At 66.0% G+C, this 23,661-nt stretch carries 20 protein-coding genes; 10 read left to right on the top strand and 10 right to left on the bottom strand.

The genetic code is table 11. From position 1 onward, the window contains the following. Positions 1–160: 160 nt before the first annotated feature. Together SR3_RS02750 and SR3_RS02755 are read left to right on the top strand one after the other, a co-directional pair. Entirely contained in the window at positions 161–1,054 is an 894-nt protein-coding gene (locus SR3_RS02750) for an alpha/beta hydrolase (protein ID WP_068080427.1), read from the top strand. Beyond that, a complete protein-coding gene (locus tag SR3_RS02755; RefSeq protein ID WP_068080429.1) occupies positions 1,054–1,746 on the top strand; it encodes an aspartate/glutamate racemase family protein in 693 nt (230 codons plus the stop codon). Before SR3_RS02750 ends, SR3_RS02755 begins: the two co-directional genes overlap by 1 nt. On the opposite strand, the gene SR3_RS02760 is transcribed toward SR3_RS02755, so the two are convergent. Next, positions 1,743–2,765 (bottom strand): zinc-binding alcohol dehydrogenase family protein, encoded by a 1,023-nt coding sequence (locus SR3_RS02760; RefSeq protein ID WP_068080431.1) that lies wholly within the window; start codon positions 2,763–2,765, stop codon positions 1,743–1,745. The two genes, SR3_RS02755 and SR3_RS02760, sit on opposite strands and share 4 nt — an antisense overlap. A gap of 131 nt (positions 2,766–2,896) precedes the next feature. Here SR3_RS02760 and SR3_RS02765 point away from each other — a divergent pair, with 131 nt between their 5' ends. Beyond that, a complete protein-coding gene (locus tag SR3_RS02765) occupies positions 2,897–3,253 on the top strand; it encodes a winged helix-turn-helix transcriptional regulator (protein ID WP_068080433.1) in 357 nt (118 codons plus the stop codon). Positions 3,254–3,283: 30 nt separating this feature from the next. Here SR3_RS02765 and SR3_RS02770 read toward each other — a convergent pair whose 3' ends face one another. The 4 genes from SR3_RS02770 to SR3_RS02785 all read right to left on the bottom strand — a co-directional run bounded on the left by SR3_RS02770 (position 3,284) and on the right by SR3_RS02785 (position 7,374). Further along, positions 3,284–3,478: a hypothetical protein gene (locus SR3_RS02770; RefSeq protein WP_157098596.1), complete on the bottom strand. Its 195-nt coding sequence runs from the start codon at positions 3,476–3,478 to the stop codon at positions 3,284–3,286. Positions 3,479–3,686: 208 nt separating this feature from the next. Next, positions 3,687–4,172: an asparaginase domain-containing protein gene (locus SR3_RS02775; RefSeq protein WP_068080437.1), complete on the bottom strand. Its 486-nt coding sequence runs from the start codon at positions 4,170–4,172 to the stop codon at positions 3,687–3,689. A 327-nt stretch (positions 4,173–4,499) separates the two neighbouring features. After that, positions 4,500–6,350 carry a dihydroxy-acid dehydratase gene (ilvD, locus tag SR3_RS02780; protein WP_068080439.1) on the bottom strand — a complete coding sequence of 617 codons (1,851 nt, stop codon included), beginning with the start codon at positions 6,348–6,350 and terminating at the stop codon, positions 4,500–4,502. Positions 6,351–6,492: 142 nt separating this feature from the next. Beyond that, on the bottom strand, positions 6,493–7,374 hold the full coding sequence (locus SR3_RS02785) for a LysR family transcriptional regulator (RefSeq protein ID WP_068080441.1): 882 nt from the start codon (positions 7,372–7,374) through the stop codon (positions 6,493–6,495). A 143-nt stretch (positions 7,375–7,517) separates the two neighbouring features. Between SR3_RS02785 and SR3_RS02790 the strand changes: the two genes are divergently transcribed. The 6 genes from SR3_RS02790 to SR3_RS02815 all read left to right on the top strand — a co-directional run bounded on the left by SR3_RS02790 (position 7,518) and on the right by SR3_RS02815 (position 13,510). Beyond that, positions 7,518–8,291 (top strand): DODA-type extradiol aromatic ring-opening family dioxygenase, encoded by a 774-nt coding sequence (locus tag SR3_RS02790; RefSeq protein WP_068080443.1) that lies wholly within the window; start codon positions 7,518–7,520, stop codon positions 8,289–8,291. 29 nt (positions 8,292–8,320) lie between these two features. Next, a complete protein-coding gene (locus tag SR3_RS02795; RefSeq protein WP_068080444.1) occupies positions 8,321–8,914 on the top strand; it encodes an FMN-dependent NADH-azoreductase in 594 nt (197 codons plus the stop codon). A gap of 106 nt (positions 8,915–9,020) precedes the next feature. Beyond that, positions 9,021–9,641, top strand: coding sequence for a YceI family protein (locus SR3_RS02800; protein WP_084454857.1), 621 nt, complete (start codon positions 9,021–9,023; stop codon positions 9,639–9,641). Between the two features lie 128 nt (positions 9,642–9,769). Beyond that, positions 9,770–10,846 (top strand): oxidoreductase, encoded by a 1,077-nt coding sequence (locus SR3_RS02805; RefSeq protein WP_068080446.1) that lies wholly within the window; start codon positions 9,770–9,772, stop codon positions 10,844–10,846. A gap of 202 nt (positions 10,847–11,048) precedes the next feature. Beyond that, positions 11,049–12,569, top strand: coding sequence for a hybrid sensor histidine kinase/response regulator (locus SR3_RS02810; protein ID WP_245653743.1), 1,521 nt, complete (start codon positions 11,049–11,051; stop codon positions 12,567–12,569). Further along, a complete protein-coding gene (locus SR3_RS02815; protein WP_068080450.1) occupies positions 12,566–13,510 on the top strand; it encodes a response regulator transcription factor in 945 nt (314 codons plus the stop codon). The genes SR3_RS02810 and SR3_RS02815 overlap by 4 nt, the downstream gene beginning before the upstream one ends. 736 nt (positions 13,511–14,246) lie before the next feature. Here the strand turns inward: SR3_RS02815 and SR3_RS02820 are convergent. Next, positions 14,247–16,136: a CocE/NonD family hydrolase gene (locus tag SR3_RS02820; protein WP_084454864.1), complete on the bottom strand. Its 1,890-nt coding sequence runs from the start codon at positions 16,134–16,136 to the stop codon at positions 14,247–14,249. A gap of 207 nt (positions 16,137–16,343) precedes the next feature. Between SR3_RS02820 and SR3_RS02825 the strand changes: the two genes are divergently transcribed. Beyond that, positions 16,344–17,321 carry a quinone oxidoreductase family protein gene (locus tag SR3_RS02825; RefSeq protein WP_068080452.1) on the top strand — a complete coding sequence of 326 codons (978 nt, stop codon included), beginning with the start codon at positions 16,344–16,346 and terminating at the stop codon, positions 17,319–17,321. A gap of 245 nt (positions 17,322–17,566) precedes the next feature. Here the strand turns inward: SR3_RS02825 and SR3_RS02830 are convergent, their stop codons facing one another. The 4 genes from SR3_RS02830 to SR3_RS02845 all read right to left on the bottom strand — a co-directional run bounded on the left by SR3_RS02830 (position 17,567) and on the right by SR3_RS02845 (position 23,406). Next, positions 17,567–18,196, bottom strand: coding sequence for a LysE family translocator (locus tag SR3_RS02830; RefSeq protein ID WP_068080453.1), 630 nt, complete (start codon positions 18,194–18,196; stop codon positions 17,567–17,569). 50 nt (positions 18,197–18,246) lie between these two features. Further along, positions 18,247–18,738 carry a DUF4337 family protein gene (locus SR3_RS02835; RefSeq protein ID WP_169805546.1) on the bottom strand — a complete coding sequence of 164 codons (492 nt, stop codon included), beginning with the start codon at positions 18,736–18,738 and terminating at the stop codon, positions 18,247–18,249. Positions 18,739–18,828: 90 nt separating this feature from the next. Continuing rightward, the gene (locus SR3_RS02840) at positions 18,829–20,205 is read right to left on the bottom strand and encodes a class II 3-deoxy-7-phosphoheptulonate synthase (RefSeq protein WP_068080457.1); all 1,377 of its coding nucleotides are present in this window, start codon (positions 20,203–20,205) and stop codon (positions 18,829–18,831) included. 207 nt (positions 20,206–20,412) lie between these two features. Then, complete coding sequence (locus SR3_RS02845) at positions 20,413–23,406, bottom strand: M16 family metallopeptidase (protein ID WP_068080458.1); 2,994 nt, start codon at positions 23,404–23,406, stop codon at positions 20,413–20,415. Positions 23,407–23,661: the final 255 nt, after the last annotated feature.

Consider the following 23,661-nt stretch of genomic DNA (forward strand, 5'->3'; position numbering starts at 1 on the left):
CGAAGGCTCATCCTTCACCTTAGGAAAGAGCCGGACGCGGGCCATGTTCCATGGCTGCACTCAACTGGTCGCAAAGCCTTTGCGATCAAACCGCAACCGCCTCTTGCCAGCCGGAAAACCATGCCGCACGGTGCGCCGGAGATCATCACAGGGGGCATCGATGCGCTTGGTTCTTCTTCCTTTTCTGCTGGCCACCTCCACCATCGCGCAAGCGGCGACGATGCCCGCTCCCGCCCCGGCCGCCGTCACCGCCGATCCGCCGCGCGATACCGCCCATCCCGCCAGCATGTCCGCTTTCGTCATTCCCGTGCCCGAAGGCGCGCTCAATGCGGTGATGTACACCGCCGCCGGCACCGGACCGCATCCCACGCTGCTGCTGTTCCACGGCTTTCCGGGCAATGAGCAGAACCTCGATCTGGCGCAGGCCGCGCGCCGCGCCGGATGGAATGTGCTGACGCTGCATTATCGCGGCTCATGGGGCAGCCCGGGCAGCTTCTCCTTCGCCCATTGCGCGGAGGATGGCGCCCATGCCCTGGCTTTCGTGCGCCAGCGCGACACGATCATCAAATTCCGCATCGATCCCTCGCGCATTGCCGTGGCCGGGCACAGCATGGGCGGCATGGTGGCCGCGCGCGTGGCGGCGGACGACCGCCAAGTGCTGGGCGCCTTCCTGATCGACCCCGCCGATTTCGCCGCCATCGGCCGCAGCTTCTCCAAACCCAGCGCCCGCGAGGATTTCCTCAACGACGAGGTGCGCGGCGATATGCCCCCGCTGGCCGGCACCAGCGAGCAGGCGATCATGGATGAGGTGGAGCATGCCGGGCCCAGCCTCGATCTGGTCGCCACAGTCCCCGCTCTGGCCGGGCGACCGCTGGCGCTGATCGGGGCGCAGCGCGGCATCGGCACCATGGCCGCCGCTGCGGCTCAGGCCGCGCGCAAGGCCGGGGCCAGGCAGATGGACGCCGAAACCCTGCCCACCGATCACAGCTTTTCGGATATGCGCATCGCGCTGGCGACAAGGCTGGTGATGTGGCTCGACAGGTTCCAGCACTGATGCGCACCATCGGCCTGATCGGCGGCATGAGCTGGGAAAGCTCCGCCGAATACTATCGCATCCTCAATGAGGGCGTGCGCGATGCGCTGGGGCCGACGGCTTCGGCGCGCTGCCTGCTGTGGTCCTTCGATTTTTCCGAGATCGAAAAGCTGCAGCATGATGGCCAATGGGATGCACTGGGCGAGAAGCTGGCCGATGCCGCGCAGCGCCTTGAAGCGGCAGGCGCCGATCTGCTGCTGATCTGCACCAACACCATGCACAGACTGGCGGGCGCGGTGGAGGCGGCAGTCTCCATCCCCCTGCTCCACATCGCCGACCCCACGGCGGAGGCGATCCGCGCTCAGGGCCTGACCAAGGTCGGCCTGCTGGGCACCGCCTTCACGATGGAGCAGGACTTCTACAAGGGCCGCCTGACGGAGCGCCACGGCCTCGACGTGATCGTGCCCGAGGCCGAGGACCGCGCCACCGTCCACCGCATCATCTATCAGGAGCTGGTGGCGGGTCAGGTGCTGGAAGCCTCACGCGAAGCCTATCGCGCGGTGATCGCCCGCCTTGTGGAACGCGGCGCTCAGGCCATCATCCTTGGCTGCACCGAGATCATGCTGCTGGTCGGCCCGCAGGACAGCGCGGTGCCGGTGTTCGACACCACCGCGCTGCATGCCGGGGCCGCCGTTAAGGCAGCGTTGAGTTAATCGGGCCAGCCTTCCAGCACCAGCTTGCCGCGCATCCGGTTGCTCTCCAGCAAGGCATGGGCCTGCCTGAGGTTGGCGGCATCGATGGGGCGCATCACATCGGTCAGCGTGCTGCGGATCTTGCCCGCATCGACCAGATCGGCGACAGCATCGAGCAGTTTGGCCTGCTCCTCGATATCGGCGGTTTCAAACACAGGCCGGGTGAACATGAACTCCCAATGCACCGAGACCGCCTTGCGCTTGAAGGGCATGATATCGAGAGCATCCGGATCGTCGATCAGCGCGAAACGGCCCTGAGGCGCGATCAGCTCAACCACCTCGGCCAGATGCTGGTCGGTATGGGTGGTGGAGAACACCAGCCCAGGGGCGCCCAGCCCCAGCGCCGCCACTTGCGCCGCCAGCGGCTGACCATGATCGAGCACATGATGCGCGCCCAGCTCCCGCACCCAATCCTGCGTTTCGGCGCGCGAGGCGGTGGCGATCACGGTCAGATCGGTCAGCGCGCGCAGCAGCTGGATCGCGATGGACCCCACCCCGCCCGCGCCGCCGATCACCAGCACCGCCGGCGCCGCGCCAGGCACGGCATCGCGCACGCGCAGCCTGTCGAACAGGGCTTCCCATGCGGTGATGGCGGTCAAAGGCAGGGCGGCGGCCTGCGCCCAGTCCAGACTTTGGGGCTTCCGCCCTACGATCCGCTCATCGACCAGCTGATATTCGGCATTGCTGCCATCGCGTGAGATGCTGCCGGCGTAGTAGACCACATCGCCAATCCCTAAGCGCGTTGCAAGCGGCCCCACCGCCTCCACCACACCGGCAGCATCCCAGCCCAGCACGCGCCAGTCCGCCCCCCCGAACGGCCCGGCGCCACGGCGCACCTTCGTATCCACCGGATTGACCGACACCGCCCTCACCCTGACCAGAATGTCGCGCCCCTGCGGCACTGGCTGTGGCAAGTCGATATCGATCAGCGCATCCGCTCGATCGAGGGAACCGGGCTGGGCATAACCAATGGCGCGCATGGCAAGACTCCTTTCACCTGAATGTGAAACGATCTTACCCATGGCCCCGCATTATGCCATAAGCACAAAAAACGCCTATAGTGTCAAAAAGGATACTGTCAGATGGTCGCCGCGCAGATGGCCGCTACACAATGGTGAAGGCCCGCCATTCCCGCCTCGATTGCACGCCCGGCTGCGCGGTGGAGGCCGCTGTCAGCCTGATCGACGGCAAGTGGAAGGCCGTGATCCTCTACCATCTTCTGGACGGGCCCATCCGCTTCAACGCGCTGCGCCGGATGGTGGGCGGCATCACCCAGCGCATGCTGACCAATCAGTTGCGGGAGCTGGAAGCCGACGGCCTGATCCACCGCGAGGTCTTTGCGCAAGTGCCGCCCCGGGTGGATTATTCGCTGTCGGATCGTGGGCTGTCCCTCTCGCCGATCATCATGGCGCTGAAGGACTGGGGCGAGGCCAATATGGACCTGTTCGGGCGGCGGCTGGCGGCGTAGGCCGCCCAACCTCAACCCCGGCCTGACGGCTCAGAGGTGATGCAGCGCCGCGATGGCGATGCTGGCCCCCATGCCCCACAGCCCCGCGCTGATGGCGAAAGCCAGCGGCAGAGCGCGCCACAGACCACCATTCACCTGATCCGGGCGGCGGTGCAGAGCAATCGCGCGGCTGGCGGTGCGGACAGGGCGGGCGGAGTGAGCCATGTCAAAAGGAAGGCTGGTCATCGTCTGAAGTTCCATCGTCTGCGTGATGGAGACCTTATGCCGCGACGCGACTGATTTGAAAAATTGGTTGAAATGCGATCTGTGAGCGGATTTGTCGATCAACAAGAAAGAGAAATGCGAGGGGGCTATCCCCTCGCGCTCCCATCACGTCTCCCGGCGCAAGGGCAGTGGCGCCGCATCACAGCGCCCCACCTTCACGCCAGCGCGATCAGATCGACACGAAAGCGCCGATGCTGCGATCCTTGCGCACCTTGGACGCATCGAACACCGTGCCATTCATCGCGATCCAGATGCCCGGCGCGGCGCTCTGCACCACGCCAAAGGCCATGCCGAGATTGAAGGTCGCATCGCTTTCGGCAAAACGCGCGGGGCTCAGCGCGCCCAGCATGCAGACGGTCTTGCCCGGAATGTCCTTCAGCACCGCCGCCGTGTCGGTCATGGTGTCCGTGCCATGGGTGATGACGATGCGGCTTTCCGGTGCGCTTTCAATGGCATGGCGCAGGGCGGCGCGGTCATTGTCGTCCAGCTCAAGGCTGTCCTTGCGGCAGATTTCCTGCACGCGCACATCATGCTTCACCAGACCGATCTCCATCAGCCGCGTGACCATCGTGTCACCCACCTGAAACTCCGACAAGGCATCGAAATAGACCTTGTCGATCGTGCCGCCGGTGGTGAGGATCAGGATGTCAGCCATGGATATGCGCCTGTTTTTGGGAGTTGCAGGCTGTGGCAGGTAGCTTGAGGGAAGGCAGAAGTGAAGAGAAGATGCGAGGGCCATCGCCCTCGCGCTCCCTTTACTGTCTGCGTCGCGCGCAACCTATCGGGCAGGCACGGATTCATAGCGCCGCAGGCTTTAACATCGCAGGCACAGCCTATCGTTCAAGGGATGGCCTGCCTGCGGCGCCTTACCTTGCACAGGTGGAGAGCCTGGGCACCACAAGCGGGGTGCCACTACCGTTTCGTCGGAAGACGTAAAGGGGGTGCAGGGGGCGATGGCCCCCTGCTTTCATCCCTTCAAACCTTACTTTTCAATCTGCGTCACATCCCGCACCGCACCCTTGGCGGCATTGGTCGTCATCGCGGCATAGGCACGCAGAGCCAGAGACACCTCACGCTTGCGGCCCACCGGCTTCCACGCCTTGGCACCGCGCGCTTCCATCTCGGCGCGGCGCTCGGCCAGCACGTTGTCGGGCAGGTCCAGCGTGATGCCGCGGTTGGGGATGTCGATGACGATGGGATCGCCCGTCGCCACCAGAGCGATCAGGCCACCCTCGGCCGCTTCCGGCGAAACGTGGCCGATGGAAAGCCCCGAGGAGCCGCCCGAAAAGCGCCCGTCGGTGATGAGGGCGCAGGCCTTGCCCAGCCCCTTGGATTTCAGATAGCTGGTGGGATAGAGCATTTCCTGCATGCCCGGTCCGCCCTTGGGGCCTTCGTAGCGGATCACCACCACTTCGCCCGGCTTCACCTCGCCGCCAAGGATGCCGACGACGGCGGCGTCCTGGCTCTCGAAGACATGGGCCGTGCCCTTGAAGGTGAGGATCGATTCATCCACGCCCGCCGTCTTCACGATGCAGCCTTCGGGCGCGAGGTTGCCGAACAGCACGGCCAGACCGCCATCCTTGGAAAAGGCATGCTCGGCGCTGCGGATCGCGCCCTTTTCGCGGTCGGCGTCCAGCTCCTTCCAGCGCTGCGACTGGCTGAAGGCGGTCTGCGTGGGCACGCCGCCGGGCGCCGCGCGAAAGAATTCGGCGACGCTTTCGGCGTTGCTGCGGCTGATGTCCCAGCGGTCCAGCCCCTCGGCCAGCGTGCGCGAGTGGATGGTGGGCACGGTGGTGTCCAGCAGACCGGCACGGTCGAGCTGGCCCAGAATGGCGGGGATGCCGCCGGCGCGGTGGACGTCTTCCATATGCACGTCGGCAACCGCCGGGGCGACCTTGCACAGCACGGGCACCTTGCGGCTCAGCGCATCGATGTCGGCCATGGTGAAGTCCACCCCGCCCTCATGCGCGGCGGCCAGCAGGTGAAGCACGGTGTTGGTGCTGCCGCCCATGGCGATGTCGAGGCTCATGGCGTTTTCGAAGGCCGCGCGCGTGGCGATGTTGCGCGGCAGGGCGGTTTCATCGTCCTGCTCGTAATAGCGCTTGCACAGGTCCACCGCGACGCGGCCCGCCTCGCGGAACAGGCGCTCGCGGTCGGAATGCGTGGCCAGCACCGAGCCATTGCCGGGCAGCGAGAGGCCCAGCGCCTCGGTCAGGCAGTTCATCGAGTTGGCGGTGAACATGCCGCTGCACGAACCGCAGGTTGGGCAGGCCGCCTTTTCGATCTCGGCCACTTCCTCATCGGTGTAGCTGTCGTCGGCGGCGACGACCATGGCGTCGACCAGATCGAGCGCGCGCTCCTTGCCGCGGATCGTCACCTTGCCCGCTTCCATCGGCCCGCCCGAGACGAAGACGACGGGGATGTTGAGGCGCATCGCGGCCATCAGCATGCCCGGCGTGATCTTGTCGCAGTTGGAGATGCAGACGATGGCGTCGGCGCAGTGGCCGTTGACCATATACTCCACGCTGTCGGCGATCAGGTCGCGGCTGGGCAGCGAATAGAGCATGCCGCCATGGCCCATGGCGATGCCGTCATCGATGGCGATGGTGTTGAATTCCTTGGCGACGCCGCCCGCCGCCTCGATCTCGCGCGCGACAAGCTGGCCAAGATCCTTCAGATGCACATGGCCCGGCACGAATTGCGTGAAGCTGTTGGCCACGGCGATGATCGGCTTGCCGAAATCCTCATCCTTCATGCCCGTCGCGCGCCACAGGCCACGTGCGCCCGCCATATTGCGGCCATGGGTGGAGGTGCGTGAACGATAATGAGGCATGGGAAAAGACTCGTCTGGCTGATGGTGGGTTGGTGCGCGCCTTTACCAGCTTGCCCCGGCAGGGGGAACCGCCTGAATGCGGGGCAAATGGCCAATGCGTGAAATCTTGTTACTTCAACAAAACCAATAAAGCAACATTCCATCAAACATCCGGCTTCAACAGATGGGCTTGTGCCGCAAACTCGCCGTCCAGCGCCTCGATCACGGCGCGGATGCGCGGCATGTGGCGCAGATCGGGGTGAACCCCGAGCCAGATCTCGCGATGGGGCGAACCTTCGGACTGCACCTTCTCCAGCCCGCCCAGCCAGTCGCCCAGATAACAGGGCAGCACCGTCAGCCCGAGCCCGGCCATCGCCGCGCCCGACAGCGCCTCGAAACTGTTGCTGCGCATCGCCACCCGCGCCTGAGGCACCGTCTGCGCCAGCCAGCGCGCCTCGGGCATATGGCCCTGATCTTCCAGCACGGTGACGACGCTGTGATCGGGGTTGGCCAGATCGCGCCCCTGCCGGGCCAGATAGGCCGCGCTGCCATAGATCGCGCTGGTGGAGCGCGCCATGCGGCGGCTGACCAGTTCGCGCCCCTCGAAGGGCACCATGCGGATCGCCAGATCGGCCTCGCGGCGCGACAAGGACAGCGAGCGCCGCTCGGACATCACATCCACGCTGATCCCCGGATAGCGCGCCTGCAGCCGGGCGATGGCGGCGGGCATGAAGCGACTGGCGATCACATCGACCGTGGTGACGCGCACAATCCCCGAAAGCGCGACATCGCGCCCCTGCACGGTGCGCTCCACCGCGATGGCCTCGGCCTCCATGCGTTCGGCATTGCCCAACACCGCCTCGCCCAGCGCGGTGAGTTCGTAGCCGGCGGGAGTGCGTTGCAGCAGGCGGGCGCCCGCGCGGCTTTCCAGCGCCTCAAGGCGGCGGCTCATCGTCGATTGCCGCACCCCCAGCGAGCGCGCCGCGCCCGACAGCGTGCGCATCCGTGCGATGGCCAGAAAGCTGCGTACATCATCCCAATCCATCAGAGTATCCGTTTTCGCATAGCCACAATCACGATTTAGCAGATTTCCATGCGAGGACCATTACCCTATTTCACCTCTCAAGGCGGCGCGCCCCTCCCCCCATCCCCCCGGCGCGCCGCCACCCCTTTTCGCCGGAGCCTGTTATGCAGCCCACCCTGTTCCTTTCGCATGGCTCGCCGATGATGCCCTTCGAGGACATTCCGGCGCGCAGCTTCATCGCCTCGCTGGGCCAGAGCCTGCAGCGCCCCAGGGCCATCCTGCTGGTCTCGGCCCATTGGGACAATGAGGTGCCCACGCTGAGCGCCGCCGAGACGCTGGACACGATCCATGATTTCTACGGCTTCCCCCAGCAGCTCTATGCCCTGAGCTACCCCGCCCATGGCGATCCGGACCTCGCCGAAAGCATCGCGGACACGCTGGGCGATGCGGGCTTGCGCGCTCACACCGATGCCGCGCGCGGCCTCGACCATGGCGCCTGGATCCCGCTGATGCTGATGTATCCGCAGGCCGATATCCCGGTGGTCCAGCTCTCGATCCAGAGCGCGCTGGGGCCGGGCCATCACCTGCAGCTGGGCCGGGCGCTGGCCGCCCTGCGTGAGCAGAACATTCTGGTCATCGCCAGCGGCGGTTTCACGCATAATCTGCGCGCCCTCGACCGCCATGGCGACAGCACGGAACCGCAATGGGCCACCGACTTCGCCGACTGGATGCACACCGCCTTGATGGCGAACCGCACCTGCGATCTGGTGTCGTACCGCCGCCTCGCCCCGCATGCCGCCATGGCCCATCCCACCGACGAGCATCTGCTGCCGCTCTTCGTGGCGCTGGGCGCCGCCGGGCCCGATGCCAAGCCGCAACGCCTGCATGTCAGCACCACATTGGGCGCGCTGCGCCTCGACGCTTACGCCTTCAACTGAAACCTCCCCATCTCCACAGGAGCCTTCCCATGAGCAAAATTCTTGTGATCCGTTCGTCCGCCAATGGCGCCAATTCGGTCAGCAACAAGCTGATCGACAGCTACCTCGCCGCCCTGCCCGCCGGTTCCACCGTGGTCGAGCGTGACCTCGACAAGCACCCGGTGCCGCATGTCACCCATCAGAGCCTGGCCGGGATCGGCCGTCAGGCCCCCGAGGGCGGCGCCTTCGCCGAGGCCCGCGCGCTTCAGGACGAGATCATCGGCGAGGTCTTCGACGCCGATATCCTGCTGATCGGCCTGCCGCTCTACAACTTCGGCATGCCCTCGACGCTGAAGGCCTGGTTCGATTACGTGGGCCGCGCCGGCACCACCTTCCAGTACACCGCCGAAGGCCCCGAGGGTCTGGTCAAGGGCAAGAAGGCGATCATCGCTCACGCCCGCGCCGGCAAGTATGACGATGCCAGCGGCTTCCCCTTCGCCGTGCCGCATCTCAAGTCGCTGCTCAGCTTCGTCGGCGTGAACGATGTGGATGTGGTCACCGCCGAGGGCATGGCCTTCGGTCCCGAAGCGGCCGAAGCCGCTGTGAGCGAAGCCACCGCAACCATCGTCGCTCTCGCCCGTTAATCTTATCAGGCGGGGCTCTGTGCTTCCCCTTCGGGGCCCCGCCACCCTGCTTCCCCTCCCCTACCCCTCCTCCACATCTGCTGTTCGTCCCTTGAAAGGCCTCCCCATGCGCCCGATCCATGCCCTGTTGCTTGCCGCCGCCGCTCTTGCCACCACGCCCGCCGTGCTTCAGGCGCAGGCCCCCGTCGCCAACCCCAACCCCGCCGCCGTTCAGGCCGGCACCTATGGCGTCGAGCCCGCCCACACCCGCGTGCAGTTCACCGTCAGCCACATGGGCTTCACCGAGTGGTACGGCGATTTCACCGGCGCCTCGGGCCAGCTGACCATCGACCCCAAGAGCCCCGCCGCCGCCAAGGTGGACATCACCATCCCCACCGCCAGCGTCGTCACCACCAACGCCAAGCTGGATGAGGAGCTGCGCTCCGACCAGTGGTTCGATGCCGCGAAGTACCCCGAGATCCACTTCACCTCGACCAAGGTGACCCCCACCGGTGCCCGCACCGCGCTGATCACCGGCAATCTGACCTTCCACGGCGTGACGAAGCCCGTCGTGCTCAAGACCAGCTTCAACGCCAGCGGCGTGAACCCGCTCGACAAGGGCACCACCGTGGGCTTCAACGCCACCACCGCGATCAAGCGCAGCGACTTCGGCGTGAAGACCTATGTGCCGCTGATCGGTGACGATGTGGAGCTGCGCATCAGCGCCGCCTTCGAGCGCAAGAACTGATCCGCTTTCAGGCGAATACGTAACCAGCTGCCCCCGCAACGGCGCATTCCGCCGTTTCGGGGGCAGTGGTGTGCTTGGCATCGGCAGGCGCGCTTCCTAGGATGGCCCCGCAAGGGAGCCTTACCACGATGACCACACCCCCGATCCATCAGCCCATCCGCGCGCCGATCCGCACCGGCATCATCGGCTTCGGCCTGGCCGGGCGCGTCTTTCACGCCGGGCTGATCCGCGCGGTCCCCGAGCTTGCGCTGACCGCCATCGCCACCTCGCGCAAGGATGAGGTCGCCGCGCTCGACCCCGCGATTCGGCCCGTGGCCGACCCGCAGGCGCTGATCGCCGATCCCGACATCGATCTGGTGGTGATCGCCTCGCCCACCGGCACCCATGCCGATCTGGCGCGCGCCGCGCTGCTGGCGGGCAAGCATGTGGTGGTGGACAAGCCCTTCACCCTCACGCTGGCCGAAGCCCGCGCCTTGGCCGACCTGGCGCGCGACACGCAGCTGACGCTCACCGTCTTCCACAACCGCCGCTGGGACAGCTGCTTCCTCACCGTGCGGCAGGCCATCGAGGACGGCGTGATCGGGCGCGTCACCCGGTTTTCCTCCTGCTTCAACCGCTTCCGCCCGCAGATCCGCGACCGCTGGCGCGAGGATGGCTCGCCCGGCTCCGGGCTGCTCTACGATCTGGCGCCGCATCTGGTCGATCAGGCGCTGGTGCTGTTCGGCCAGCCTCAGGCGGTCAGCGCCGACATCGCCATCCTGCGCGAGGGCGGCGCGGCGGATGACGAGGTGGCGATCACCCTGCACTACCTCAAGCTGCGCGTGCAGCTGGGCGCCAGCATGAACACGCCCGATGCCAGTGGCGGCGGGCTCCCTCGCTTTGCCGTCGATGGCACGCAGGGCCGTCTGGTCAAGCGCCTGCTCGACCAGCAGGAGACCCAGCTGGTGTCCGGCATGCACCCGGGCGACGCCGGCTGGGGCGAGGATGCCGATCCGCTGGTGATCCATGATGCGCAAGGGCTCGCAACCAACCGCCCCGCCATCACCGGGCGGCAAGAGACCTTTTATGCCCAGCTCGCCGCCTTCCTTCAGGGCGCGGCGCCCACCCCCGTCGCGCTGGACGAGGCCGTGGCGGTGCAGGCGGTGATCGAGGCCGCGCAGATCTCCGCCCGCGAGGGGCGCGTGGTGGCCCTGCCCTTGCCCTGATCGCCCGCCGACCGGGAGAATCTCGTCCGAAAACGGCACAAGCGTAACAAATCTTGCGCAAAATCCCGCAAGGACGACAGGATGACTGGCTTTTTCCCGCAATTTCGGGCAAATGCTGTTCATACTGTCGCCCGCGTGGGGCTGCAGGGGCCATGCCTCCTGCGCTTCACCCCTGTCCCGCCCGCAAGGCGAGGAGCCGATCTTGCCATCCGATCCGATCGTCGATCCCGTTACCGATCCTGCCGCTGAAACCGCGCAATTGCGCGCCCGCATCGCCCGGCTTGAGGCCGAGGCCGAGCAACACGCGGCAGACCTCGATGACATGGCCCGCGCCCGCGAGGCCGCCGAGGCCGCCAGCGCCGCCAAAAGCCGCTATCTCGCCAGCGTCAGCCATGAAATCCGCTCGCCGCTGAACTCGATCTACGGCTATGCGCAATTGCTGGAGCGCGGGCACCATATCGCCCCCGCCGAAGCCGCCCGCATCATCCGCCGCAGCGCGGAACACCTCACCAATCTGGTGGAAGGCCTGCTGGACATCAGCCATGTCGAAAGCGGGGTGCTGCGCATCTCCAACGACACGGTGCGCATCGCGCCTTTCCTCGACCAGATCGCCAACATGTTCCGCCCGCAGGCCAGCGCGCGCGGCATCGAATTCATCTATGACAGCCAGGGCACGCTGCCCGAATTCGTGCGCACCGACCAGAAGCGCCTGCGCCAGATCCTGATCAACCTGCTCTCCAATGCGGTGAAGTTCACCCGCGCGGGCCATGTGGCGTTCAAGGTGCATTTCCGCGCCTCGCTCGTCACCATCTCCATCGAGGACAGCGGCATCGGCATCGCGCCTGAAGACCGCGAGCGCATCTTCGCCCCCTTCGAGCGCGGCAACCAGCCCGAGGTCAACGCCCAGCGCGGCATCGGGCTGGGTCTGGCCATCACCCAGGCGCTGGTGCGCATCATGGGCGGCGATCTGGCGATGGAATCGACCCCCGGCAAAGGCACCACCTTCACCCTGCGCCTGATGCTGGGTCAGGTGAATGTGCCGACGCAGGACGGGCCCCGCACCGAAACCATCACCGGCTATGAAGGCCGCGCCCGCTCGATCCTGTGCATCGATGACGACGCCAACCAACTGGCCTTGCTCCGCGGGTTACTGGGCCCGCTGGGCTTCGTGATCCATTCCGCGCTGGACGGCACATCGGGCCTCGCGCTGGCCGACATCTACCGCCCCGAACTGGTGCTGCTGGACATCACCATGCCCGGCCTCTCCGGCTGGGAGGTGGCGCGGCGGCTGCGCGAGACCTTCGGCGCCGACATCCGCATCGTCATGGTCTCCGCCGACGCGCATGAGTTCCAGCGCGCGGGTGCGGGCTTTGTCGCGCATGACCAGTTCCTCTTGAAACCCATCGAGCTCAACGCGCTGGTCGATGCCGTAGGCGGCCTGCTGCGCCTGCGCTGGCAGGGGCCGAACGTGGAACCCGCCGAGCCCCCCGCCCCCGCGCCAGACAGCATCAGCCTGCCCGCCGAGGCCTCCCCGCTGCTCGCCCAGCTGGAGCGTGACATCCGCATCGGGCACCTGCGCGGGGTCGAAAAGTCAATACGCGACTTGTCCGAGCAATTTCCGCAATCCGCACCTATCATTCCACGATTGCACGCCTGCCTCGACCGGGTCGATCTTTCAGGGCTGGCCGCAGCCGTCAGACAGGCACAACAGGGGACGACATGAACACAGCCGCTTCCGCTACTGCCGCCACCGCCAATCCCGCTGACGTGGATACCGTGCTGGTGGTTGACGATACGCCTGAATCGCTTCGCTTTCTGGCCGATACGCTGGAGGCCGAGGGCATGCGCGTGCTCATCGCCACCAGCGGCGAGGCGGCGATTGCCCTGCTCGATCACGTCACGCCCGACCTGATCCTGATGGATGCCATCATGCCCGGCATGGGTGGCTTCGAGGCGACTCGCCTCATCAAGCGCGCGCCGCGCACCACCCATATCCCCATCGTCTTCATGACCGGCCTGACCGAGAGCGAGCATGTGCTGGCCGCGCTGGAAGCCGGCGGCGTGGACTATGTGCGCAAGCCGCTGATCGTCAACGAACTGGTGGCCCGCGTGCGCGTGCATATGGCCAATGCCCGCAAGGCGGTGGGATCGCATGCCGCGCTCGACGCCTCGGGCCGCCACCTGATCTCCGTTGCCCGCGACGAGACGCTGGTGTGGTGGACCCCGCAGGCCGGTGAGCTGATCGCCCTTTCCATCCCCGAATGGAACCGCACCCCCGGCCCCTCGCCCGCCGCGCTGCGCCCCGCGCTGATCCGCGTGCTGCAAAGCGAGGAGAGCGGCACCTCCGCGCGCGTGGAAGTGGGCGGCGCCACGCTGGAGCTGGTGATGGTGGCCAAGCTGCGCGGCGAGGAAACCCTCATCCGCGTCAATGACGTGAACCCCGCCGCCACCATCGCCCGCCTGCAGAGCCGCCACTCGCTGACCACGCGTGAGGCCGAGGTGCTGCTGTGGGTGAGCTATGGCAAGCCCAACCGGGTGATCTCTGACATCCTCGCGATCTCTCCGCGCACGGTGAACAAGCATCTGGAGCAGATCTTCGAGAAGCTTGGCGTGGAAACGCGCGCTGCCGCAGCGGCGTTGGCGGTGCGGAGTATGGAAGGGTAAGGGGTTAAGGGATTCAGGGGAAAAAGGAAATGCGAGGGGGTTACCCCCTCGCGCTCCCATGAATGTCTTCGTCGTGCGTAACCTATTGGTCAGGCACGGATTCTTAGCGCCGCAGGCAGGAAATCGATGGCGCAACGTCAGAGGTTTCAATGCCTGCGGCGCTTTGAGTTTGGCGCAAGGCCGCCCCCTTTACGCCACGCCGACATTAAAGGGATTGCAAAGGGCGATGGCCCTTTGCCCGCCGGAGGCATAACTCCCCTTCTTGACATTTAACCAATTTGGTTATATGCACTCTGCCGGATCAACCAATGGCCAGGCCTGATCCACACACAGGGCCGATGCGGCACGGGATCGGACGGTGAGCAGCCGGAAGACTTCCGCGACGCCTCCCCCACGCTTCGGAGTGAACGAGAGGCGGCTCATCTGCGAGCCCGTGCCCGCCCTCGCCGAAGGCTGCAGGGCCGAGCCGGAGTTTGTGGGGGCGCCCTCATCCGGCCATTCGCAGAGCAGGCGTGCCTCAACACCCGTCCGACCATGGGCGCGTGTCCGCATCGGCCTGATTGCGCCGGATGATGCTGGTGCCATGCGGGCGCGGCAAGACGCAGCTTTATGCCAGTGCATGTAGGATAAGGCCCAGGGGAGAGATCGAACCTGCCGCTTCGGCAACTCCCGCCCATGCGTCGGAAGACGTTATGGGAGCGCGAGGGTGTAACACCCTCGCACTTATCCTTCTTTCTTACTTCACCACCGGCAGCCACACGGCGCTGGCATCCTTGCCGCCCCAGTGGATGGTCTCGGTGGCCTTCACGTAATCCTCCGCCTTGGCGTCCATGATCGAGGGCACCCAGCTCTGCGGATTGCGGTCGTACACCGGGAACAGCGAGGACTGCACCTGCACCATGATCCGGTGCCCGGGCAGGAAAACGTGGTCCACCGTGGGCAGCAGCCACTGGAAGGCATAGGTCTTGCCCGGCACCAGCGGCGCGGGGGTAGCGAAACCATGGACATAGCGGCCACGGAAGATCTCGATCCCCACGCCCAGCTCGTAGCCCGCCATCACCGGATTGGCGGTGTTCTGGCCGGGGTAGACATCGATCAGCTTGACCACATAGTCGCTGTCCTTGCCGCTGGTGGCGGCGCGCAGGTCCACCTTGGGCGCGCCACGGATATGGACGGGCGCGGTCAGCACGCCGGTCTTGAAGGAGAGGACATCGGTGCGGCCATCGGCAAAGCGCTGATCCTGCACCAGCCAGGTCTTCCACTCGTCACCGCCCAGCGAGACGGGGCGCGGCACGCTGGGCACCGGCTTGGCGGGATCGGAGACGTAGGTCTCCACGCCCTCGCTTGCGGGCTTGTCGAAGCTCGCCTCACCATGGGCGCCCAGGTAAAGCGGCGTGGTGGCCGGGCTCAGATCGTCCGCCTCCTCCCATGTGTTGGTGCCGGTGGCGTAGGTGATGACGCGGGGCGTGTGGCAGGGGGCGGGGTTGGTCTTGAGGTGGCAGTCGAAGAAGGGCTTCATGTAATTCAGGCGCCATTGCAGCGCGGTGTCGCCCTCGAACTTCAGATTGCCCAGCGAGGAGCCCTCGTAATTCACCCCGGAGTGGCGCCACGGGCCCACCACGATGCTGACATTGGCGCGCTTGGCCGGGTCTGCCGACAGGGCGCGGTAAACCGCCGGCGTGCCCCAGGAATCCTCCTGATCCCATTCGCCCACCACCAGCATGGTCGGCACGGTCAGCGGGCGCCTGGCCAGCAGCTTGTCGAGCGCCTGCTCCTGCCAGAAGGTGTCATAGGCGGGGTGCTCCAGCATCTTGCGCACGCCGGGCAGCTGATCGACGCCCCATTTGCGCGCCAGATCGCCCGCCGATCCCGCCGCGAGATAGGTGGCATATTCGTCTTCCTTGCCCATGGGCAGGCCGCCCTTGCCGCCCTTCTTCACCGTCTGGCTCAGCACGTAATTGTAGCCGAAGGCGCGGAAGGCCCCATTGTGGAACCAGTCGTCCCCCATCCAGCCATCGACCATCGGCGACTGGGGGATCGCGGCCTTCAGCGCCGGATGCGGATCGATCAACGCCATCAACGAGGTGAAGCCCAGATAGGACGAGCCCGTGATGCCCACCTTGCCGTTGGAGTTCTTCAGGTTCTTCACCAGCCAGTCGATCGTGTCATAGGCATCGGTGGCGTGATCGACAGCGGTGGGGTTCAGCGGTCCGCGCAGGGGCCGCGTCATCACATAGTCGCCCTCCGAGCCATGCAGGCCGCGCACATCCTGATAGACGCGGATATAGCCATCATTGACGAAGGGCGTGTCCACCACCGGCAGCAGCTCCTCGATCTTCTGGCTGCGGTTGCGGCTGGTCGAGGCATCGGCATCGTAAGGCGTGCGCGAGAGGATGATCGGCGCATCCGTCACGCCCTTGCGATAGACGATGAAGGTGTGCAGCTTCACCCCGTCGCGCATGGGGATCATCACCTCCTGGCGGACATAGTCGGCCTCGGGGCGGACCCAATCATAGGAAGCGACCTTGTCGGGCGTCATCGCATCGAGCGGCGCGTCCTTGGCCTGCGCCATCGATACACCGGCCATCATTCCCAGAGCCAGAACCAGCCCCGAAACCCCTGTCATGCTGCGCATCAAACTGTCTCCCTGCCCTGTTGGGCCTACGTTGCTGACAGGCTTGTTAGCAGCTTTCGCGGGCAGGAAAAGACGCGCGCTGCGCCCCATCTGCGATCCTGAGCAACAGCCCCCAACCACAGGCACTTGTGAAGCCATGTAAATTCCGCCAAGCCATCAGCACCCCTCTGTGTTTCCCCCATGAAAGCCCCCCAAGTCATGAAAGCGCGCCAAGCCTATATCGCCACCACCGGCGGCCCCGAGGTGATCGAGTGGAAGGAGGTTGACCTTCCCGCCCCGGCGCGCGGCGAAGTACTGGTGGAAATCCGCGCGGTGGGCCTGAACTTCATCGACACCTACCACCGCAGCGGCCTCTACCCCCTGCCCCTGCCCGCCGATCTGGGCAGCGAATCCGCGGGCGTGGTGCTGGCCGTGGGCGAAGGCGTGAAGGCGTTCTCCGTGGGTGACCGCGTGGGCCACTGCCTCGGCAAGCGCGGCGACTACGCGACAGCGCGCATCGTTGCCGCCAACGAACTGTTCGACCTGCCCGACGATGTGGACTTCACCACCGCCGCCGCCATCCTGCTGAAAGGCGGCACCACCGAATTCCTCGCCGAGCGCGCCGCCACGCTGATCCCCGGCGACCACGCGCTGGTCCATGCGGCGGCAGGCGGCGTGGGCCAGTTGCTGGTGCAATGGCTGACGGCCAAGGGCGTCCACGTTATCGCCACGGCAGGCAGCAATGCCAAGCTGGCCATCGCCCGCCAGTGCGGCGCGACGCACGCCTTCCTCACGCATGATCCCGAGCTGCCCGCCAAGGTCCGCGCGATCACGGAAGGCGCCGGCGTGCCCGTGATCTATGACGGCGTGGGCGCGGCGACATGGGACGTCTCGCTGAAATGCGCGGCGCGGCGGGGGCTGATCGTCAGCTATGGCAATGCCTCGGGCGCGGTGACCGGCGTGGCGCTGGGGCAGCTGACGGCGAACGGCTCGCTGTTCGTGACGCGGCCCACCATGGGCGATTACTACGCCACGCCCGAAGAGCGCGCCGCCGGGATGGGCCGCGTGTGGTCGATGCTGCGCAGCGGTCAGGTGAAGCTGACCATCGGGCAGACCTTTCCTCTGGAGGACGTGGCCGAGGCGCATCGGGCTTTGGAAGCGCGGGAGACGGTGGGGTCTACGGTTTTGACGGTTTGACAGGGGTTTAAGAAGATAGATGCGAGGGGGTTACCCCCTCGCGCTCCCATGACGTCTTCCGACGAAAGGGTGGTGGAGCCCGATTGTCGCGCGTCCTCTCACCTGCGCCACCTCAGGCGCCGCAGGCTTTAAAAAACCATTCCTGCCTGCGGCGCGGCAAACCAGGCGCAAGGCCGAACCCGATGCGCAACGCAGACAAAAATGGGAGCGCGAGGGTGTAACACCCTCGCATTCTCCTTTTCTTCTTAAGCCGGCTTGCTCTTCAACAAGATCGCCCCGAACCCGACGAACACCGCGCCGGTAAAGCGATTGAACAGCCGCTGCATCGAGGGCTTTTTCAGATGCGCCGCCAGCCCGCGGCCACCCATGGCATAGGTGAAGTACCAGATCACATCGATCGCGCCGAAAGTGGCCAGCAGGATGGCGAACTGGGGCGGCTTGGGCGCGGCGGGGTTGATGAACTGGGGCAGGAAGGCGGCGGCGAACAGCATCGCCTTGGGGTTGGAAACCGAAACGCCATAGGCCACGCGCCACACCTTCCACGGCGAGAGCACGGCGACGATCATCTCCTCATGATGGTCCCCGGTATCGACCGGCGCGCGCCACGCCTTGATGCCGAGGTAGAACAGGTAAGCCGTGCCCGCGTAGCGCAGCACGTCGAAGGCCCCGGGAAGCGCCATCAGCAGCGCGGTGAGGCCCACGGCGGAGGCCGTCAGCAGGGTGAGCAATCCCGCAAGGCACCCGGCCATGGCGGGGAAGGAGCCGCGCAGGCCCAGCTCCACGCTGCGCGAGAGGATGTGCAGCATGTTGGGCCCCGGCGTGGCCGAAACCAGAAACGCCGCGACGAAAAACATGCTCCAGAGATGAAATGTCATGACCTGCCTCCTGTCAGGGACATGCCCTGCGCGTGGAAGCAGGACAAGGGTTAGAACAACGTAATGCCCACGCCCGCGAGGGCGGCCAGCACCACGCCCAGCACGGCCACGGCACCGGCGCCAACCATGATGCGGCGCGACTGCCCTGCCATGGCGGCGGCCATCAGCAGGATGGCGAGTTCCAGCGCCACTTCGGCCAGTTCGATGACGCGGGCGCGGGCCTGCTCGTGCTGGGCAGTGTCGCGCAGCTTTTCGAGATCCTCGGCCAGCGCGCCGATGCCCCGGCCCTGCCCCATGGCGGCGGCTTCGGCCATTTCATTGGCGCGCACGTCGCGGTCGAGGCCCGGCTGGTTGGCGTGGGCGAAGAGCACGGACTGGCGCAGCTTCTGGGCTTCCAGCGCAATCTGGGCGTCGCTGGCGGCGATGGTCGCGGCAAGGGCGCCCTGCTGGACATGGCCCAGCGTGAAATGCACCAGCAACAGCGCCAGGGCGATCACGCCCGTCATCAGCGGGCCCATCGGTGCTTCTTCGGAACGGCTCATCATCAACTCCAGCGTGGCAGGAGCGCCTAAACGCCCCTGCCCGCTTTAATCAAGCCGCTTTTGGATCAAGCCGCTTCGCGCGCGCCCCAGTTATGCGGCTTCGCGCGCGTTGCGATCCTGCGCCTCACGATTCAGCTCTTCCGCGATCAGGAAAGCCAGCTCGATCGACTGCGAGCCATTGAGGCGCGGGTCGCAATGCGTGTGGTAGCGGTCGGCCAGATCGCCATCGGTGATGTCGATCAATCCGCCGGTGCACTCGGTCACATTCTTGCCGGTCATCTCGATATGGATGCCGCCGGCATGCGTGCCCTCGGCGCGGTGAACGGCGAAGAAGCCGCGCACCTCGCCCAGAATCCGCTCGAAGGGACGGGTCTTGTAGCCGCTGTCGGCCTTGATGACATTGCCGTGCATCGGGTCGCACGACCACACCACCGGATGGCCCGAGGCCTTCACCGCGCGCACCAGCTTGGGCAGGCCAGCCTCGACCTTGTCGTAACCGTAACGCGCGATCAGCGTGATACGGCCCGGCTCGCGGCTCGGATTCAGCTCATCCAGCAAGCGGATCAGCATATCGGGTTCCAGCGAGGGCCCGCACTTCACGCCGATGGGGTTCTTCACGCCCTTCAGGAATTCGACATGGGCCGAATTGTCGAAGCGGGTGCGGTCACCGATCCACAGCATATGCGCCGAGCAATCGAACCAGTCGCCGGTCAGCGAATCCTGACGGGTCAGTTGCTGCTCATACTGCAGCAGCAGCGCTTCGTGGCTGGTGTAGAAGGCCGTGCCCTGCAGCTGAGGCACCGTCTGCGGATCGACACCGCAGGCGGCCATGAAGTCCAGCGCCTCGCCGATCTTGTCGGCGGTTTCGCTGAAGCGGTCACCCCAGGGATTGCGCGAGATATGGTCCAGCGTCCACTTGTGGACCTGACGCAAATTCGCGTAACCGCCGCTGGCGAAGGCGCGCAGCAGGTTCAGCGTCGCGGCGCTCTGCGTGTAGGCCTTGAGCATCCGCTCGGGATCGTTGCGGCGCGCGCCGGCGTCGAATTCGATGCCGTTGATGATGTCACCCAGATAGCTGGGCAGCTCCACGCCGCCCTGCGTTTCGGTCGGCGCGCTGCGCGGCTTGGCGAACTGGCCGGCCATGCGGCCCACCTTCACCACCGGCTGCTTGCTGGCGAAGGTCATCACCACCGCCATCTGCAGCAGCACGCGGAAGCTGTCGCGGATGTTGTCGGCGTGGAATTCCTGGAAGCTTTCGGCGCAATCGCCACCCTGCAGCAGGAAGCCCTTGCCCGCCGCCACATTGGCCAGCTCGGCTTTCAGCGCGCGGGCCTCGCCCGCAAAGACCAGCGGAGGAAACTTGGCCAGGGTCTCTTCCACCCGGCCGAGTTCCTCGGCGTCAGTATAGACGGGAAGGTGCCGCGCTTCGGCCTGCTTCCAGCTATCGGGGGTCCAGATCCTGCTCACTTTAGTTTGCTCCTTTCGTGGAAGGAGCGCCCATAGCCTTAACCATCGCAAAAATCAAAGCATGCGCTGGCGATCAGCCTGATCGGATTTGCGCATATTTTGTAACGCCCCCGCTGAGCGACACTTTTTTGCGCGAACCACCAGCTTCAGTAACCATTCGGTACATCATGCCATGCAAGCCTGACGTACCGAATAGCCCGTCTCATCTCACCGCTTCTTCTTGGCGGCGGCCTCCGCCAGACCGGCCGGCACCTGCGCCTTGTCGCCGATGACAGCCACACGCAGCGGCGCGCCGGGCGTCAGATATTTGGCGGCCAGTTGCTGGATCGCCTCGGGGCTGACGCCGGTATAATCCACGAGCAGGCTGCGGATCGCGTTGTAGCGCTGCGGTTCCTGCGTGGCGCCCTCGATCTGCTGCATGAAGAAGGCGGTGCTGGACCCGGCGCGCTGGATCTGCTGGCGCAGCGGCTCGACCACGCGCTCCAGCTCGTCGGGCGTGACGGGCTTGGCGACCAGATCCGCGGCAATCTCGCGCGCGGTGGCGAAGAAGGTCGGCACCACCTCTGGCTGGACAATGGCCGTGGCGGTGATCGTGCCGCCATTGGTGAGATCAAGCGGCCAGTCGCTGCTGACCTGCGGGGCATAGCTGGCCCCGGCCTTCTCACGCATGGCCTGCATCATGCGCAGGGCAAAAACCTGCCCCAGCACATCGAGCTGGCGCGATTCGCGCAGCAAGGTGGTGCCGCCGCTGGTCGGCCAGCTGACCACCGCCGCGGCCTGCCCCGGATCGCCATCATGACGCAGCACGATGGGCCCGGGCGGCGAGAGCGGCGGCAGCACGCTGGCGGGCAGCGTGTCGGCGGGCAGGCTGCCGCGCGTTGGCAAGGCGCCGAAGGTGCGGCGCAGCGAGTCCAGCGCCTTGTCGCGGTTGAAATCGCCGAAGATCTGCACCTCGACCGGACCCTGCTTGAGGATCGGCTCCCACACGGCGCGGAACTGCTCGGGGGTGGCGGCAGTGATCTGCTCGGGCGTGGGGGCGGCGAAGCGCGGATCGCCACCGCGCTGCAGCGATTTGAGATCGCGCTCAAGCACGCCCTGCGGGCTGGAGGAGAAGCTGCTGTACTGCACCTTGGCCGCGGCCTGAGCGCGCTTGAAGGGCGCATGATCCCAGCGCGGATCGGCCAGCTTGTCGGCAAAAAGATAAAGCTGGTCGCCCAGATCTTCCGCCCGCGTGTCGGCGGAGAAGGTGAAGAAGCTTTCGTCGGACTTCAGTTCAAAGCCCATCTTGCGGCCGGTGGAGATGCGATCCAGCTCCTCCTGCCCCAGATTGCCCTCGCCCGAACCGACCAGCGCCATGCTGCCCAGCAGGGCGTAGACATCGTTCTTGGCGTCAAACGCACGCTGACCGGCGCCGAAGCGCACCTTCACCGTCACGCGGCCCGGATCGTCCTGGGTGGGCCACAGCTGCACCTTCACGCCATTGGCGAAATCGACCTGCTCGATGCCGCGCAGGGGCGTCTGGCTGTCGGCCACCTCCTGCTGGGGCGTGCCGATGGGCGGCAGATCCTTGAAGGAGACCACCTTTTCGGCCAGCCGCGCATGAGCATCGGGCGTCGCCTTCTGCATCAGGGCGAGTTTCAGATCCTCGCTGGTGCCGTCCTTGGCATCGGGCGTGACGTAAAGGGCGCGGATGGCGCGCCCCTGAAACAGCTTGCGCCCATGTTCCAGAATGGCTTCGGGGGTGAAGAGCGGGATCGACTGCTTGAAGATATCCAGCACCACCTCGGGGCTGGCCACGGTCTCGTGAATGTCGAGCGCCTGCACCAGATCGTCGGCCAGGCGGCCACCGGGCTGAAGCGCGCGCTGCTGCACCGCGCTTTCGAAGGCGACGTTGATCTCGGCCACTTCGCGCGCGATCTCATCGGGGCTTGGCGGGGTGGCCAGCGCATCGGCGATCACCGCGCGCACATCGCGCAGGGCGGCCTGCCAGTCGCCATCGATGGGCTGGATCGACACAAACGTGCCATCCACGCTGCGGCTCTGGTTCTGCTGGTTGACCGAGGCGGTGAGATAGCTCGCCCCGGCGCGCGCGCGCGCCTCGAGGCGGCGGTTGATGATGGCCTGCGCCACCTGATCGATCATCAGCCCCTGATTGTAGGTGACGGTGTCCTGCTTCTCATGCCAGGGGCGCAGCACCGCCATCTGCAGTGCGCGCGGCGCTGAAGGCTCCACCAGAACGCGGGCATAGGTGACCGGATTGGCCGGATCGCCGCCGATGGGCGCGGCAGGCTCGCCGAAATCGGGAGCGGGCGTGTGCTTGCCCTGCACCGGCCAGTCGGCGAACCATTTCTGGATCAGCGCGGCCATCAGGCGCGGGTCGGCATCGCCCGAGACGATGATCGCGGCGTTTTCCGGGCGATACCAGCGGTCATGGAAGGCGCGGACGCTGTCCTGATGCGCGGCCTCAAGGGTGGCGGCGCTACCGATGGTGGCGTGATCGGCCAGCGGCTGGCCGTCGGCGATCATTTCGCGCAGGGCATTCGAGATATGCTCCTGCGTGCCGCCGCGTTCGCGCTTTTCAGCCAGCACGATGGGCACTTCGGTGCGGATATCGCTTTCCGACAGATTCGGCGCGGCCATCATCCCCGAGAGCAGTTTGAAGCTTTCATCCAGCGTCTGGGGCGTGGCGTTGGGCAGGTCGATCTTGAAGACGGTGGCGGTGCTGCTGGTCTCGGCATTGGTGTCGCTGCCAAGGGTGGCGCCAAGGCGCTGCCAGGTGGGGATCGCCTCGTTCTGGCCGAGATACTTGGACTGGCGGAAGACCAGATGCTCGATCAGATGGGCGTAACCGGCTTCTTCAGGCTTTTCGTAAAGGCTGCCGACATCCATGCGAATACGAATGGAAACCTGCCCCGGCGGCACCGAATTGGCGCGCACGGCCCAGCGCAGACCGTTCTCCAGCGTACCGAAAGCCCATTCCTTGTCATGCGGAATGTCGCTGCCCTGATAGAGCCACGGATCGTCCTGAGCGGGCAGCGGCGGCAGCGCGGAGGGCGGGATCGCCGCGGGCGCCGCGGCGGCGGGCCGGGCAGCCGCTTTCGCTTGCGGCCGGGCGGGCGCCGCCCCCGGCATGGCGACCAGAACGGCCAGCGGAATCAGCAGGAAGAGCGGACGGCGAGCGACGCGGGAAGCACGGTTCATGAACCGATCTATAGGGTCGCCCAAGCTTAAGGGCCAGTGAATAGAATTGTCTGCCCCACAGGGACATCAGGGAACAATTTCAGACAGGCCGAAAGTCTATACGCGACGAATCGCGGACTTTCGTTCATCCTCTGGCCAGAATGGGGTGAGCATAGCTTCCAGAGCTGTCCCATCTTTTGGTGCAACCGATGCAACGAACGCCCCTTGACCCCCATGCACCGCGCCCTACATGCGCAGCAGCAGGAAAGGCGCCTC

The organism is Novosphingobium rosa NBRC 15208 (genome assembly GCF_001598555.1).
Taxonomy (GTDB): domain Bacteria; phylum Pseudomonadota; class Alphaproteobacteria; order Sphingomonadales; family Sphingomonadaceae; genus Novosphingobium; species Novosphingobium rosa.